15 protein-coding genes, 1 pseudogene and 1 riboswitch are annotated in these 16,557 nt (G+C 34.4%); of the genes and pseudogenes, 14 read left to right on the forward strand and 2 right to left on the reverse strand.

Annotated features, from left to right (window positions below; all coding sequences use genetic code 11):
- Positions 1–36: 36 nt before the first annotated feature.
- Positions 37–1,062 (reverse strand): LacI family DNA-binding transcriptional regulator, encoded by a 1,026-nt coding sequence (locus IHE43_RS22900; protein WP_192186024.1) that lies wholly within the window; start codon positions 1,060–1,062, stop codon positions 37–39.
- Positions 1,063–1,254: 192 nt separating this feature from the next.
- Between IHE43_RS22900 and IHE43_RS22905 the strand changes: the two genes are divergently transcribed.
- The 6 genes from IHE43_RS22905 (at position 1,255) to tsf (ending at position 5,951) form a co-directional block, all read left to right on the forward strand.
- The gene (locus tag IHE43_RS22905; protein WP_192186025.1) at positions 1,255–2,001 is read left to right on the forward strand and encodes a ferritin-like domain-containing protein; all 747 of its coding nucleotides are present in this window, start codon (positions 1,255–1,257) and stop codon (positions 1,999–2,001) included.
- Positions 2,002–2,027: 26 nt separating this feature from the next.
- Positions 2,028–2,840 carry a ferritin-like domain-containing protein gene (locus IHE43_RS22910; protein WP_192186026.1) on the forward strand — a complete coding sequence of 271 codons (813 nt, stop codon included), beginning with the start codon at positions 2,028–2,030 and terminating at the stop codon, positions 2,838–2,840.
- Positions 2,841–3,033: 193 nt separating this feature from the next.
- The gene (rplM, locus tag IHE43_RS22915; RefSeq protein WP_026983738.1) at positions 3,034–3,489 is read left to right on the forward strand and encodes a 50S ribosomal protein L13; all 456 of its coding nucleotides are present in this window, start codon (positions 3,034–3,036) and stop codon (positions 3,487–3,489) included.
- Complete coding sequence (gene rpsI / locus IHE43_RS22920; protein ID WP_007808909.1) at positions 3,489–3,875, forward strand: 30S ribosomal protein S9; 387 nt, start codon at positions 3,489–3,491, stop codon at positions 3,873–3,875. The genes rplM and rpsI overlap by 1 nt, the downstream gene beginning before the upstream one ends.
- A 173-nt stretch (positions 3,876–4,048) precedes the next feature.
- Positions 4,049–4,852 carry a 30S ribosomal protein S2 gene (gene rpsB, locus IHE43_RS22925; protein ID WP_192186027.1) on the forward strand — a complete coding sequence of 268 codons (804 nt, stop codon included), beginning with the start codon at positions 4,049–4,051 and terminating at the stop codon, positions 4,850–4,852.
- Between the two features lie 136 nt (positions 4,853–4,988).
- On the forward strand, positions 4,989–5,951 hold the full coding sequence (gene tsf / locus IHE43_RS22930; protein ID WP_192186028.1) for a translation elongation factor Ts: 963 nt from the start codon (positions 4,989–4,991) through the stop codon (positions 5,949–5,951).
- 75 nt (positions 5,952–6,026) lie between these two features.
- On the opposite strand, the gene IHE43_RS22935 is transcribed toward tsf, so the two are convergent.
- Positions 6,027–8,147, reverse strand: a complete 2,121-nt coding sequence (locus IHE43_RS22935; RefSeq protein ID WP_192186029.1) for a M3 family metallopeptidase — start codon at positions 8,145–8,147, stop codon at positions 6,027–6,029.
- Between the two features lie 243 nt (positions 8,148–8,390).
- Here IHE43_RS22935 and IHE43_RS22940 point away from each other — a divergent pair, with 243 nt between their 5' ends.
- The 8 genes and pseudogenes from IHE43_RS22940 (at position 8,391) to thiC (ending at position 16,543) form a co-directional block, all read left to right on the forward strand.
- Positions 8,391–10,607 (forward strand): TraB/GumN family protein, encoded by a 2,217-nt coding sequence (locus tag IHE43_RS22940; RefSeq protein WP_192186030.1) that lies wholly within the window; start codon positions 8,391–8,393, stop codon positions 10,605–10,607.
- 344 nt (positions 10,608–10,951) lie between these two features.
- Positions 10,952–11,419 carry a hypothetical protein gene (locus IHE43_RS22945; protein WP_192186031.1) on the forward strand — a complete coding sequence of 156 codons (468 nt, stop codon included), beginning with the start codon at positions 10,952–10,954 and terminating at the stop codon, positions 11,417–11,419.
- Positions 11,373–12,074 carry a hypothetical protein gene (locus tag IHE43_RS22950; protein WP_192186032.1) on the forward strand — a complete coding sequence of 234 codons (702 nt, stop codon included), beginning with the start codon at positions 11,373–11,375 and terminating at the stop codon, positions 12,072–12,074. Before IHE43_RS22945 ends, IHE43_RS22950 begins: the two co-directional genes overlap by 47 nt.
- A 58-nt stretch (positions 12,075–12,132) precedes the next feature.
- Positions 12,133–12,795: a queuosine precursor transporter gene (locus tag IHE43_RS22955; protein ID WP_192186033.1), complete on the forward strand. Its 663-nt coding sequence runs from the start codon at positions 12,133–12,135 to the stop codon at positions 12,793–12,795.
- Positions 12,796–12,809: 14 nt separating this feature from the next.
- The gene (locus IHE43_RS22960; RefSeq protein ID WP_192186034.1) at positions 12,810–13,484 is read left to right on the forward strand and encodes a hypothetical protein; all 675 of its coding nucleotides are present in this window, start codon (positions 12,810–12,812) and stop codon (positions 13,482–13,484) included.
- Positions 13,484–14,052, forward strand: a pseudogene (locus IHE43_RS22965) (DNA-3-methyladenine glycosylase I). The gene IHE43_RS22960 and the pseudogene IHE43_RS22965 overlap by 1 nt, the downstream one beginning before the upstream one ends.
- An 89-nt stretch (positions 14,053–14,141) precedes the next feature.
- Positions 14,142–14,240, forward strand: a riboswitch (TPP riboswitch).
- Between the two features lie 84 nt (positions 14,241–14,324).
- Positions 14,325–14,531: a sulfur carrier protein ThiS gene (gene thiS, locus IHE43_RS22970; protein ID WP_072970509.1), complete on the forward strand. Its 207-nt coding sequence runs from the start codon at positions 14,325–14,327 to the stop codon at positions 14,529–14,531.
- 188 nt (positions 14,532–14,719) lie between these two features.
- Positions 14,720–16,543 carry a phosphomethylpyrimidine synthase ThiC gene (thiC, locus tag IHE43_RS22975; protein WP_192186035.1) on the forward strand — a complete coding sequence of 608 codons (1,824 nt, stop codon included), beginning with the start codon at positions 14,720–14,722 and terminating at the stop codon, positions 16,541–16,543.
- The last annotated feature ends 14 nt before the right edge of the window (positions 16,544–16,557 follow it).

Raw genomic sequence — 16,557 nt, forward strand, 5'->3', positions numbered from 1 at the left:
AACCATTCGCCGCGGCGAATGGTTTTTTGTTATAATTTAAGCCTTTCTTGTAGACTCTCGTTCTTTCAATTTTGTTTTAATAACGATCGTTTCGTAATCCGAAGTTTCATCTTCAGACTCTTCCAGTCTTTCGATTAGTTTTTTGGCAGCAACTTCTCCAATTTCAATTCCGTGTTGGCTTACGGTTGTCAAACTTGGCGATAAACGTCTTGAAGCTAAAATTCCGTCCGCAAAACCAATTATAGAAATATCTTCCGGAACTTTATACCCTTTTTTCAAACTCACTCTTAAAGCGGCAACTGAATCATTTTCATCCAAAGCAAAAATCGCGTCAATCTTGTTGTCAAAAATGGCATCAATTTTACTTTTCATATCATCTTCCGAATCGGTACGAAGGATAATTTTTTCGTTTACCGGAATATTATTATCTGCTAAAGCTTTCAAATATCCATCAGCTCTTAATTTCCCAACACTTAAATTATCTACTGAAGAAATTAAGGCAATATTTTTACATCCTAAATTGATTAAATGCTGTGTCGAATTCAAAGCCGAATCAAAATCATCAACTACAACTTTATCACATTCTACTTCATCTGCAATTCGGTCAAACATTACAATTGGAGTTCCGTCATTGATAATAGCAGAAAAATGGCTATAATCTTGTAATTTTTGAGCTTCTTCTGAAACTGACAGAATAAATCCGTCAATAGTTCCGTTGCTCAACATTTCAAGTGTATGAATTTCTTTCTCTAAAGATTCGTTCGAAATACAGGTAATTACATTGTATCCTTTTTTATCAGCTACTTTTTCGATACCACTAAAAACCTTAGCAAAAAAGGAGTTTAATATATTAGGTATAATTACGCCAATCGTTTTGGTTTTACGATTCTTCAGATTCAGACCAATAACATTTGGCTTATAATTTTTGAGTTTGGCATACTCCTTAATCTTCACCTTCGTTTGCTCACTAATTTCCGGACTATCATTTAATGCCTTAGACACCGTAGATACAGAAACACCAAGTTCTTTCGCAATTTGTTTTAGAGTTGCTTTAGCTTTCATCTATTAAAATTTTATGTAATTAATACAAATATAGTAGAATTACCTAAAATAAAACAAAAAACACCTACCAGTATTTAAAATTATAAGGCTTTTTAGAATAAATTAAAAATACATCCGTTTTTCAAAACCGTGGGTCGTTAAATCTCGTTAATACCTTAATATATGTTATTAACCTTTTAAAAGACCTTGATTATGAAAAACGAAGTTAAAATTCATGAAGTTGACCCTTCACTGAATAACAGAAGAAGCTTTCTAAAGCTCAGTGGCTTAACACTAGTTGGTGCAGGTTTGGTTTTAGCTGGCTGCAGCGATAATGATAATGAAGATAATATGCAGGACAATACCCTGCCCGGAATAAAAAATGGTGTATTTGATTTAGGCTCCGGCGATTTTGGAGTATTGACTTATGCTTATGCCCTGGAACAACTAGAAGCTGATTTTTATACCAAAGTTGTAAATGCCTCAAATTTTAACTCGACTTTTAATACTATCGAAAAACAAGTTCTGACTGATTTATATCATCATGAAGTAATTCATCGAGATTTCTTCAAAGCTGCTTTAACCGGTGCGCTTCCTGACCCAAGTTCACAATTACTTCCTTCTCTCGCATTTAATTATGGCTCTTTAAATTTCAACAGCCGTACCGAAGTTCTTGCTACAGCAAAAGCTTTGGAAGATACCGGAGTTGCCGCGTACAACGGAGCCGGAAAGCTGATTAAAAGTGCCGACTATTTATTATTGGCCGGAAAAATTGTTTCGGTAGAAGCCAGACATGCTTCAGCAATAAGAAGTTTGATTAACCCAAATTCTAGTGACTTTGCCGGAGATGATATTGTAAATACATCTACAGGTTTAGACGTTGCCAGTGATCCTTCTAAAATTTTACCAATTGCCGGAGGTTTCATTACTACAAAATTTACTGCCAAATATTTACCTTAATCTTAACTAGCTAAAACTTAGAAATTATGAATATTTTAAAATTTATAGAAACCTTCACTGATGATAGTTTAATGAATAGTACTGGTTCAAGAAGAGACAGTTTTAATCAGTTTGGAAATATGGGAAAAAATCTGGTAATGGCTTCTATCCCATTCGGATTATCGGCTTTAGCCAATAAGGCATTAGCAAAAGACATCACGGCAACACCAGCCACTCCAATAGGAGCTTTGCAATTTGCGCTGACCTTAGAATATCTTGAAAATGAATTTTATGCGATGGCTTTAGATTCGGGAGTAATACCGGCTTCTGAAAACGGCGGACGAGACAGAAAGGTTTTCCAACAAATTGCGGCACACGAATCAGATCATGTGAAATTTTTAATTGCAGGATTGGGCGGAACAATGAGTGCTAATTTTGTTCCGAAACCTACTTTTGATTTCACTGTGGGAGGTGCATTTAATCCTTTTGGAGATTATCCAACCTTTCTGGCATTGGCACAAGCTTTTGAAGATACAGGAGTGAGAGCTTATAAAGGCCAGGCTGCTAATTTAATTTCAACTCCGGATTTATTAACTGCAGCATTGCAGATTCATTCTGTTGAAGCGCGACACGCTTCAGAAGTACGAAGATTACGAGGATTAAAAGGCTGGATCTCAAATGCTGAAAGAGGCGCCGGAATGCCCGCAGCCACACAAGCAGTATATGACGGCGAAGGTGTTACCATGCAGGCGGGTTATAATACTGCCAGTTTATTTGGGGCAGCCGCAGGATCAGAAGCTTATGATGAGCCACTTACAACACAACAAGTTGTAGATATCGCCAATATATTTATTGTATAGCAAAAAATATTTTCAAAAACGGAACCACCCTCGCGTAATTGTGAAGGTGGTTTTTTTTATTCTTTTAAATAAAAAACTGAAGGCCTGATTTTCAACAGATAAAATATTCTTTTCAGGTATTTGGTTTTAAAATAATTAATTGTACTTTTGCATCCCCTTTATTGGGGATGGAATGTTTAATTAAAATAATATTATGGACGCATTAAGCTACAAGACAATTTCAGCTAGCAAAGCCACTGTAACGAAAGAGTGGATCGTTGTAGACGCTGAGGGTCATAACTTAGGTCGTCTTGCTTCAAAGGTTGCGATGATCTTAAGAGGTAAGTACAAACCAAGTTACACACCACACGTTGACTGTGGAGATAACGTAATTGTTATCAACTCAGAAAAAATTAACCTTACAGGTACAAAAATGAATGACAAAATTTACATGCGTCATACAGGTTACCCAGGAGGACAAAGAACTTTAACTGCTAAAGTATTGCAATCTAAAAACCCTGCATTATTAGTAGAAAAAGCTGTAAAAGGAATGTTACCTAAAAACAAATTAGGAGCTGAACTTTTTAGAAATCTAAATGTTGTTGTAGGTGCTGAGCATACTCACGGAGCTCAAAAACCTAGAACTGTTAACCTAAACGATCTTAAGTAATGGGAGTTATTCACAAAATCGGTAGAAGAAAAACCGCTGTTGCACGTGTTTATGTTTCTGAAGGAACAGGAAAAATCACTGTAAACAAAAAAGAATTCGCAACTTACTTTCCAACTGCAACTTTACAATACAAAGTTTTACAACCAATGTCTATGACAGAAAATGTAAACAACTTTGACGTTAAAGTAAACGTTTACGGAGGTGGTTCAACTGGTCAGGCAGAAGCTGTAAGAATGGCATTGGCACGCGTTATGTGTGAAGTAAATGCTGAAAACAGAGCTATCTTAAAACCAGAAGGTTTATTAACAAGAGATCCAAGAATGGTTGAACGTAAGAAATTCGGTCAGAAGAAAGCTCGTAAGAGATTCCAATTCTCTAAACGTTAATATTACCTGTCTTGTACACATGGTACAAGACATCAATTATTTATTGAAATTAAAAAACACAGTTGTTGTTGCTCTCCTATCGAGGTAGGAAATAGTTTAGCATCTAAATGTATAAAGCCTGGGAAACCGCCATTTATACATTGCTAATCAACAGAACGTAAACTAGTACAAAAATGGCAAACAAAATAGAAGTAAAAGACTTACTAGAAGCAGGTGTTCACTTTGGACACATGACTAGAAAATGGGATCCGAACATGGCCCCTTACATTTATATGGAGCGTAATGGTATTCACATTATCAATCTATATAAAACTGCAGCAAAAATTGAAGAAGCTAACGAAGCTTTGAAAAAAATCGCTGCATCAGGTAGAAAAATCTTATTCGTAGCTACCAAAAAACAAGCTAAAGACATCGTTGCTGAAAAAGCAAAGGCTGCAAACATGCCTTACATCACTGAAAGATGGCCTGGTGGAATGCTAACTAACTTCGTAACTATCAGAAAGGCAGTGAAAAAAATGTCTTCTATTGATAAAATGAAGAAAGATGGTACTTTCATGACGTTATCTAAAAAAGAGCGTTTGCAAGTTGATCGTCTACGTGCTAAATTAGAGAAAAACTTAGGTTCAATCGCTGACATGTCCAGACTACCAGCTGCATTGTTCGTAGTAGATATCAAAGCTGAACACATCGCAATAAAAGAAGCACAAAAATTAAACATTCCAGTTTTCGCAATGGTTGATACGAATTCTGACCCAAGAGAGGTTGATTACGTTATTCCTGCAAATGATGATGCTTCTAAATCAATTGACAAAATTTTATCTTTAGTTACTGCTGCTGTAATCGACGGTCTTTCTGACAGAGGTTCTGACAAAGAAACTGAAGTTTTCACAGAAGAAGCTCCAGCTACTGAAGCTGCTGCTCCGGCTGTTGAAGCTGCTCCAGCTGTTGAGGCTGCTGCACCTGCAACTGAAGAATAAATAAACATTTAAATTCCAAATTTTAAATTCCAAAATCCAAGAATAATTAAAAACGTTATGTTGATAATTTATTAAAATTGGAGTTTGGGATTTAAAAGATGGAATTTTTACTTTTAACATTAAAATTCAAAATATTATGGCAACAATTACTGCTGCAGACGTAAATAAATTAAGACAAACTACAGGTGCCGGAATGATGGACTGTAAAAAAGCTTTAGTTGAGGCTGACGGAGATTTCGATAAAGCTATACAAGTCCTTAGAGAAAAAGGACAAAAAGTTGCTGCTAACCGTTCTGACCGTGAGTCTTCTGAAGGAGCTGCTGTTTCTTTTATCAATGCTGACAATACTAGAGGAGCTATCATCACTTTAAACTGCGAAACTGATTTCGTAGGTAAAAATGAGGCTTTCGTAACTTTGGCTAAAGAATTAGTAGAAAGAGCTATCAACTTCTCTTCTAAAGAAGAATTCTTAGCTTCAGATTTCAATGGAATTACTGTTGCTGAAAAATTAATCGAGCAAACTGGTGTTATCGGTGAAAAAATCGAAATCGGTGGTTTCGAAATTTTAGAAGGTGCTTTTGTTGGATCTTATGTTCACGTTAACAAAATTGCTGCATTAACTGCAATTTCTGCTGCAATTCCTAACGCTGACGTTTTAACTAAGGATGTTTCTATGCAAGTTGCTTCTATGGGAGCTGATACATTATCTTACAAAGATTTTGATCCTGCTTTCGTTGAATCTGAACTTGCTGCTCGTATTGCTGTAATCGAAAAGGATAATGAAGAAGCAAAACGTTTAGGAAAAACTTTAAAAAATGTTCCTAAATATATCTCTTTCTCTCAATTGACTGAAGAAGTTTTAAAACAAGCTGAAGAAGATGCTAAAGCTGAATTAAAAGCTGAAGGTAAACCAGAACAAATTTGGGATAAAATTATTCCAGGAAAAGTACAACGTTTCATTTCTGACAACACTACTTTAGATCAGGAAAAAGCTTTATTAGATCAAAACTTCATCAAAGATGATAGTAAAAAAGTTGGTGACTATGTTAAAGGATACAACGTTGAAATTACAGGTTTCAAAAGAGTTACTTTAGGTTAATATATTATTATTTCAATATAAAAGAGCCCGAATATTAATTTATTCGGGCTCTTTTTTTATTTGAATATATTTGCCTTATTTCTTTTTCGCCACAATTGGAAAATCTCTTGCACGCATTAAAGCATCAGATTTAGGCGCTCTTCCTCTAAAGTTCTCATATGCTTTTTCCTGATCAATCGTATTTCCAACGCTGAAAACATTGTCATACAATCTTTTTGCTACTGCTTTATCATAAGCTCCTTTTCCTTCTGTAAAAGCTTCCCAGGCATCTGCGTTGATTACATCGGCCCATAAATAACTATAATATCCGGCAGCATATCCATCACTTGAAAAAATATGCCCAAATTGTGGAATACGGTGACGCATTACAATTTCTGACGGCATATGAAGCGCGTCTAAGGTTTCTTTTTCAAATTTATGAGGATCAATAGGCGTTGTTGTCAAATGCAGCTTCATATCAACTAAAGAACTTGAAATGGTTTCTACAGTAGAAAACCCTTCATTAAAATTAGCTGCTTTCTTGATTCTGTCAACTAAAGACTGTGGCAACGGTTGATTTGTTTTATAATGCAAAGCAAATTTGTTCAATACTTCAGGAGTAGACAACCAGTGCTCTAACAATTGCGAAGGAAACTCAACATAATCTCTTGCTACAGCTGTTCCGGCTAAACTTGGATAAGTAACATTTGAACACAACCCGTGAAGCGCATGACCAAATTCATGAAACAAAGTTGTTGCATCTGTCCATGAGATTAAAACCGGCTCGTTTGCAGTTCCTTTAATAAAATTACAGTTGTTAGATACGATAGTAAGTACATCTCCACCTAACTTTTGTTGATCGCGATACGCATTCATCCAGGCTCCGGAACGTTTTCCAGTACGAGCATAAGGATCAAAATACCATAATCCAACTACTTTTCCGGTAACTTTATTACTTACTTCCCAAACGCGAACATCAGGATGATATACTGGTACATTTGTAATTTGTTTGAAATTTAAATTAAACAATTCTCCTGCAACCCAAAACATCCCTTCACGTAAATTTTCTAATTGTAAATATGGTTTAACCTCATTTTGATCTAAATCATATTTTGCTTTTCTAACTTTTTCAGCATAATAACGATAATCCCAAGGCTGAATTTTAAAGTTCCCTCCTTCTGCATCAACGATTTTTTGCATTTCAGCGACATCCTGATGTACTTTTTCTACAGCTGGCTCCCAAACTGACATCATTAAATCTAATGTCTTTTGAGGATCTTTTGCCATTTTATTAGACAAGCTCCAATTCGCAAAAGTTGGATATCCAAGTAATTTAGCCTTTTGAGTACGTAATTCTAAAATAGAAACTAGTGTCGAGTTGTTATCGTTTGCATTTCCGTTGTCTCCACGTTTCACAAAAATATCAAATGCTTTTTCTCTTAAATCTCTACGGGTTGAGAAAGTCACAAATGGTTCAATAGACGAGCGTGTATTAGCAATACATCCCATAACATCCAATTTTCTATCTTTTGCTTCTGCAATGGCAGCATTTTTTACTTCTAATGGCAAACCATCAAAGTCACTTTCTGTTTTTAGAGCCAGATATTGATTGTGTTCTTCAGCTAATAGATTCTGACTGAAACGAGTAAAAAGCGTAGCCAGTTCCTGATTAATCTTAGTTACTTTTTCTTTATCCGCATCATTTAGCTTAGCGCCCTGGCGAACAAAATTAGTGTAATACAACCATATTAGACGTTGCTGCTCACTCGTCAGTTTTTTACTTTCTTTCGAATTGTAAAGCGCTTCTATTCTGGTAAATAATTTCTTGTTTTGATTGATTTTATCAGAAAACGCAGAAAATTTTGGAGACATCTCTCTGTCAATAGCATTAAATTCCGGGGTACTTAAAGTAGATCTGTAAATTCCGTAAGATGTAGAAATTCTCGTAATTGTTTTACCAGAATTTTCCAAAGCTACAATCGTATTATCAAAAGTTGGTGCTTTTGGATTATTGGCAATAGCATCGACTTCATTTAATTTCTCCTGAATAGCAAATTCAATTGCCGGTTTAAAATCTGACACCTTGTACTCATTAAAAGCAGGAACTCCTCCATAAGGGCCAGTCCATGGTTTAAGCAACGGGTTGTCAGAATTGTTTTGTGCGGTAGCCGCAAAAAAGGTTGTACCCATGATAAAAATTGACATTATTTTTTTCATTCTCATTAATTTGATTTTAAATAATAGAACTTGTTCTTATTCCAAAAGTACCTAAAAATTACCAATCAAAGCAAATTCAATTACCTTAAAAAAGATTGATTGCATAAACCATCACAGTTCACAAAAGTCATTTTTGGTTTTTAAGAAAATACCTGATAAAAAACAAAGAAAAAGTAAAATTCATAAACGAAAAGACCGCAATGTATTTTATATTTGTTTAGCAAAACCACTAAACCAATCCTCTTGAAAAAACTACTTTATATCTCATTACTAATAACTTCGGTCCTTCAGGCACAAAACAAAAGTTTATTTTGGGAAATTTCCGGAAACGGTTTAACTAAAAACTCTTACTTGTACGGCACAATGCATGTCAATGATAAAATCTCTTTTCATCTGTCAGATTCGTTCTTTAAAAATCTTTTGAACTCAGATATTGTGGCTAACGAAAGTAATCCTGAAACATGGGGAGATTTGAATGATTTGATGAAGAACAATGATTTTAATTCTTATAAAAAATTTTATACTGAATTCTATCTCTTCCCAACAACAAAAGAGAATATTCAGACCATTTTTATTAATGACAATGCCAAATATTTCAGAAATATGTTATCCGGAGCTGAAGGAGATCAGGCAGATTTTCAGGAAGATACCGTATTGGACATGTTTATTTTTCAAACCGGAAAAAAATACAAAAAGAAAATTGTTGGCCTTGAAGATGCCAAAGAATCCATGCTATCGATACTACAAATTATTGATGAGGACGCAAAACCAAAGGAAGAAAATAAGCTCGCTTTAGTAAAAATCTTAAAAAACAGAAATCCTCAGGAGGTTCTAAAAGAATATTACAGAGAGAAGGATATTATTATGCTTGACTCGGTTTATAAACTACTATTTTCAAAAAAAGCACACGATGCCCTTATTGTTAATCGCAACAAAATCATGACTAAAAGCATTGATTCGATTGCTAAAACAGGAAGTTTGTTTTCAGCCGTTGGAGCAGCACATCTAGCAGGAAATGACGGTATAATCGAACTTTTAAGACAGAAAGGATATACAGTAAAACCTATAATTGACACTTTTACTGAAAACGGAAAAAATCAGAAGAAAACTATTGAAGATTATTTTCCTAACCCTAATTTTTCTGTTTCGAACACCAGAGATAAAATGGTACAATTGCCATTATACAAAACCACTATCGAAGAAAACGAAAGCATGGGATCTCCAGATTTTACTAATGGTGGTGCGATCACGATAAAGAGAATTCCGTTAAACTATTTCTTAAAAAACAACACTACTACTTATAATCCGAAATCATTGGACAGTTTATTTTTCGAAAAAATTCCGGGAGATATTATTGAAAAAAAATATGTTGAACAAGCCAATTATGCGAGTTATGACATAAAAAATATTACAAAAACAGGAAACGCCCAGCATTCTAAATTTTACATCACGCCTTTAGAAATCATTTCCATTGCAATGACCGGACCTGCAAATTATGTTCGACAATATGAAAATGAAGTTTTTGAGAATATTAAAATAAAACCTTTTAAAAATGAATGGGAAAAGATCAAACCTTTGAAAGGAGGTTTTGAAGCAGAAATTCCTTCGTTTAATTTTGTCTTTGGAAACAGTGTAGAAAAAGGAACTAATATTGACATTCAGGCGTATGATAATCCGGAAAAAGCGTATTACTTTTTAAGAGAAAAAACGTTGAATGACACGAGTTTCCTCGAAAATTCTGAATATGAGCAAAAGCAAATTCACTATCAATTTTATCTGCAACAAAATCAGGATTCGACTGCCACTCAATATAACAAAATCGAAAATTCTTTTGTTTCATCCTCTAAAATTGGTGACCGAAATATCAAATTAAAAACTGTTATTTCCGGAAACAAATATTACATGTTGGGATCGGTAAATGCATCAGCAGTGAACGCCAATCGATTCTTTACTTCATTTGTATTAACTCCGTTTGATTATAAATCTAAAGCTAAAGTTTTAATAGATTCAATCGCAAACTATAAAATCGAAATTCCGGAAAAGGAAAACGAAAATCTATTTTTAAAATTAAACAAAAATCAACGCGAAGCAAAAAATGCTTTTAAGGTTGTAAATCATTATCAGGCATTTAATTCTGAAACGGGTAGAAAAATTAAACTGGCTTATCATAAATTTCCAAAATACGAACGAACATTATCTATTGACTCTGTTCAGCGTATGCTTAAAAAAGAGTTTTTAAATCAATACGTTGAAGATCCTCAACAAAATTATTTTGAAGCGGAAGATGATGAAAGTTATGAAACTGCAACTTCTTTATTAAGTTCTGAGTTATTCCTTAAAAAAGGATTTTCAAGATCCCTATGGGATGAAATTCTTGCTGACAAAAAGATAATTATGAGTTTTTATCCCAAAATACAACTTATAACAAAGACCAAGATAGTTATACCATTAATGCTTTAGTTTCTAAGTCAAATGCGACTCAGGCCGTTAAATATAAAGTTCTTTACAAAAACAATGCTTATTATTTACTGAATACGCTGGTTACCAAGAACTACAAAAATGACGATCCTTTTATAGAGAAAGCCTTTAACTCATTAGATTTTGTCGAAAATATCAAAACGGATACCGCTGAAGACAAAGTCAAAATTTTTATAGAAGATGCTAAAAGTGAAAAAGACACCATTCGTTATTCGGCTTTAAACACAATAGCCAATCTGAATATTACAAAAAATGATTTTGAAACTATTACCAATTTCATCAACACTTTTAATTTTAAAGAAAGTGAAACCGATGCTGTAACTTCATTGCTGGAAAAAATTGGTAAAATAGATGATGAAAGAGTAATTCCGTATCTGGAGAATTATTATAAAAAAGAATCAACTAAAACAGATGTACAGATTAGTATCTTAAAAAGTATTTCGTACCAAAAATCAAAAGCAGCGTACAAAAAAATCAATGAATTATTAGAGTACGATTTACCCATTTCAGATTTACAATATGAAATAGGAAGTCTTTTTTATGCGTTTGAAAAAGATCCGGAAAACAGTAAAGAATTATTTCCCGAAATTTTTCAATATTACAGTATCAAAGAATACAATAGACCAATCATTAACTTTTGTAATTCATTATTAGAACAAAAATTGATTTCGGTTAAAAAATTAAAAGAATTTAAAAAAATAATCCTGACCAACACAAAACTCGAATACAAAAGAGTAGCAAGCTGGAATGAAAAAAAACAAGGCCGCGCAAGAAGCTATAACAGCAGAAGATGAAGTAAATTTTTATTCTGAAGCATCAACATCATTGACTGATTTGATAAATTACACAAATTTAATCTATAATTATGCCGATGACAATACTGTAAAAGATGTATTAAAAAAAATAAAAAGCCTCGAAATTCCGGAATTAAATATAGAATTAGCCCGATTAGGGATTACACATAACACATTAAACACCTCGGAAATTGAAGGTTTTTTAAACGATCCTAAAACTAAATTTGTAACAATCAATTTATTGTTGAATCAAAATAAAAAAGAACTGATTCGTTTTACAGACGATGAGATTGCAAAATCTGCTGCTTTAAATTTTCAAAATTTGTCTAAAAAGGATTCTATAACTTTATTAAAAAAACAAATTGTTGAAAAGGACAATCATGAAATTTCATTTTACTTTTATCAAATCCAAAGAAAGAATGACGAAACAAAGGCAGTCAAAAAACAATTGTATACTCTTGCTTTTTTAAACGAAAACAAAAAAATAAATCCTTTGGCCTACAAAACTGCTCCTATAAAAACAATAAATATTGAAGAAAATCCAGAGAAAACATATGCTCTTATTATCAATGAAACTTTGAATGGAGATCATATCAGAGCGAGTTTTGAAAAAGAAAAAGAAGAAGAGGAGTTATCACTTGGCGGAGAATATTAAATTAATTTTCAGCATAAAATAGTTAACTTTGAATTATCAGATTTTATAGTACGTATTTATGTTCAAAACCAAAAAAGAAATTGTTTTTGTAATTCTGGCGGGAATTTTTATAACAAATGCAGTTGTCGCAGAGCTCATTGGAGGGAAATTAATTCAAATTGGACCGTTTGTAATGAGTATTGGTATTTTACCATGGCCAATAGTTTTCCTGACAACCGATTTAATAAATGAATATTTTGGAGAAAAGGGAGTTAAAAAACTTTCTTTTATAACGGCTTGTTTAATTGCATATGCGTTTTTGATTTTATTCATGGCAATTGTGATTCCTGCAGCAAAAGGAATAAGCCCTGTAAATGACGAACAATTTCAGGCTGTCTTTGGACAAAGTATGTGGATTATTGTTGGAAGTATTATAGCTTTTATGGTTTCTCAACTTATAGACGTGAGTATATTTTGGTTCTTTAAAAACCGAACAGGCGATAAAAAAATATGGCTTCGAACTACAGGATCAACTATAATTTCGCAATTATTTGATTCGTTTATTGTACTTGGAATAGCGTTTTGGCTACCGGGAAAAATCGACTTTGATACGTTTCTTTCCTCAGCTTTAATTGGGTATACATTTAAATTATCCATAGCTATTTTATTGACACCATTAATTTACGCAGGACATCATTTGATTAAAAAATATTTGGAAGGAGACATTTCTCATAAGGATTAAAAATATTTATTGTTATGAAAAAAGCTAATATAATAGTACTATTTTCAATAAGTTGTTTCTTTTATAGCTGTGGTAGTGATGAAAAAAAGCAACCAAATAAAAAAGTATATCCTGTTAGCTCTTTAAAACCTGTTCCTCAAAAACCACTCGATCCAATTCCGTCTAAAATAGCAGTCGCAAAAGATAGAAATGATAATTCTCCTCTTAATCAAAAAAAGACTTTTACTGTCACTAAACCTATTGTAACAGCAGAAACTCCTGTTGTGAAAACAACTACAACAGGAAAAGCCCTAACTCCGGCAAAAAAGGAACAGAACGACTTAATGAATTTTGTTAATCTACGCAAAATCTTTTCAGGAACTAAAATTGGTCAAACCATGAGTCAGAAAGATTTAACTCAAAATTTTAAAATTCCCGAAGAAGCCGTTAAACTCGTTAAAAGTGTTACCAGAACGGCTCACGATGAACTAGCTGTAAAATGGCGTTCGACCTGGCTTGTAGAAAAAGTATCTGATGCTGAACTTGAAGATGGCAATATGAAAGTTAGATTTCAGGCCAATAAAATGTTCATGTCCGGCAAAGCAATTGGCATTAAATACAACAGAAAAATCTATAATGATTTAATAATTATAGGTCATTCCGCTTATATACCAAGCGTAAAAGGGTATCATTGGCAAATTGGTAAATAATGGAAAACGAAAATTTAATTCGATGTGGCTGGTGCACTTCCAGCGATTTATATAAAAAATACCACGATGAAGAATGGGGCGTTCCTGTTTATGACGATCCCACCTTATTCGAATTTTTAATTTTGGAAACCTTTCAGGCAGGTTTAAGCTGGATCACTATTTTAAACAAAAGAGAGAATTTCAGAAACGCTTTTGATCATTTCGATTATAAAAAAATAGCCCATTATTCTGAAGATAAAATCGAAGAATTAATGCAAAATCCCGGAATCATCAGAAATAAACTAAAATAAAAGCAGCAGTTTCCAATGCTCAGGCTTTTATGAAAGTACAGGAAGAATTTGGAAGTTTCTCTGATTATATTTGGAAATATACTAATGGAGAACCCATTATAAATAACCTCAAAACTTCAAAAGACGCTCCGGCCACTACTCCCCTTTCAGACGAAATCAGTAAAGATTTAAAAAAAAGAGGTTTTAAATTTGTTGGTTCAACCGTGATTTACGCACACATGCAAGCCACCGGAATGGTCAATGATCACGCCGAAGATTGCTGGAAAAGAGGTAAATAAACAGTCGCAGTTTTCAGTCACAGTTTTCAGATTTTCAAAACTTGAAACTTAAAACTTGAAACTTTTAAACAAAAATTATATATATTTGCTTCACACTTTAGGGGTGTCTGCTAAAAAAGCAGGCTGAGATTTTACCCTCTGAACCTGATCTAGTTCATACTAGCGTAGGGAAAAGTAAGATGACTTCTGCGCGCATTTTTATGCGTTTTTGTAGCCATTCCTAAGGTAGAGATTCATTGTAGTGAATCTTTATAATCTCTAAATCAGATGGAATGGAACTAAAAATCAACCAACAAATCAAAAAGTTCAATGCTGAATCGCTAAGCGTTCAATCATTGCTCGATCTCGAAATTCCCAACAAACAAAACGGAATTGCCGTTGCCATTAACAACACCGTTGTTCCAAAAATCAATTGGAACCAACATTTCGTACAAGAAACCGACGAAATTCTGATTATTTCTGCCACTCAGGGAGGATAGAAATAAATTCCAATTTTTTAATCCCGAAGCTTCGGGACCAAATTCCAATTATATACAGAATTTAGACGCACTGCTGTGCGTCTCTACGGAACCATCTAACCTTTTACATCTAACATTCAACACAATCAAGATCAACTTGAAACCTGACTCGAGAGCTTTGCCCGAACAGGCGAAGCAAACAAAAAACTATGACAACAGAAGAACAAATTTCCAGAACACCTTTTCCGAATTCTAAAAAAGTTTATGTCAATGGCGAAATTCATCCCATAAAAGTGGCGATGCGCGAAGTCATTTTAAGCGACACCAAACTTTCAAATGGCGGAATCGAGAAAAATCCACCTGTAACGGTTTACGATACTTCAGGACCATACACAGATCCAAATATTGAAATTGACATTAGAAAAGGGCTTCCACGCTTACGCGAAAGCTGGATTCTGGATCGAAATGATGTCGAAATCCTGGAAGAAATTACGTCCGATTACGGTCAAAACCGATTGAAAGACGAAAGTTTAAATCATCTTCGATTTGAATATTTACATCAGCCAAAACGTGCCAAAAAAGGTGCAAATGTAACGCAATTGTATTACGCCAAACAAGGAATTATAACTCCTGAAATGGAATATATTGCGATTCGTGAAAACCAACGAATTGAACTTTTAAACGAGCAAACCAGCGCCATGCGATGCCAACACAACGGACATAGTTTTGGAGCAAATACACCAAAAAGTAAAATCACACCCGAATTCGTTCGATCTGAGGTTGCCTGCGGAAGAGCCATTATCCCAAACAACATCAATCATCCTGAAAGCGAACCAATGATCGTTGGTCGTAATTTTTTAGTTAAAATAAACGCCAATATTGGTAACAGCGCCGTGACTTCAAGCATTGAAGAAGAAGTTGAAAAAGCAGTTTGGGCTTGTCGCTGGGGTGCCGACACGATAATGGATTTATCAACAGGGAAAAACATTCACGAAACCAGAGAATGGATTATTCGAAATTCACCGGTTCCAATTGGTACGGTTCCTATTTATCAGGCTTTGGAAAAAGTAAAAGGAATTGCTGAAGATTTAACCTGGGAAGTTTTCCGCGATACTTTAATCGAACAGGCAGAACAGGGTGTTTCGTACTTCACAATTCACGCCGGAGTTTTGCTACGCTACATTCATTTAACGGCTGATCGTGTTACCGGAATTGTTTCCCGTGGTGGATCTATCATGGCAAAATGGTGTTTATTTCATCATAAAGAAAACTTCTTATACACGCATTTCGAAGAAATCTGCGAAATCATGAAACAATATGATGTTGCTTTTTCTCTAGGAGATGGTTTACGTCCGGGTTCTATTGCCGATGCCAATGACGCTGCTCAATTTGCCGAATTAGAAACATTAGGTGAATTAACAAAGATTGCCTGGAAACATGATGTTCAGGTTTTTATCGAAGGTCCAGGGCATGTACCGATGCACATGATCAAAGAAAATATGGACAAACAATTGGAACATTGCCACGAAGCACCGTTTTATACTTTAGGGCCATTAACAACCGATATCGCTCCAGGTTACGATCATATTACTTCGGCAATTGGAGCTGCTATGATTGGCTGGTACGGCTGCGCAATGTTGTGTTATGTAACGCCAAAAGAACATCTTGGTTTACCGAACAAAAAAGATGTAAAAGATGGTGTAATCACGTATAAAATTTCAGCACATGCTGCAGATTTGGCCAAAGGTCATCCGGGAGCACAATATCGCGACAATGCCTTGAGTAAAGCCCGTTTTGAATTCCGTTGGGAAGATCAATTCAATTTGTCACTAGATCCTGATACAGCTCGAGAATTCCATGATGAAACTCTTCCTGCTGATGGCGCAAAAGTGGCTCATTTCTGTTCAATGTGTGGTCCGAAATTCTGCTCTATGAAAATATCTCAGGAAATTAGGGATGTGGCTGCCGCCGAAAAAGGAATGCAGGAGAAATCAGAAGAATTTATTGAACAGGGGAAAGAGATTTATATTTAAAAGAAAACAGAGTC

It is taken from the genome of Flavobacterium sp. MDT1-60 (assembly GCF_014844035.1).
In the GTDB taxonomy this organism is placed as follows: Bacteria; Bacteroidota; Bacteroidia; order Flavobacteriales; family Flavobacteriaceae; genus Flavobacterium.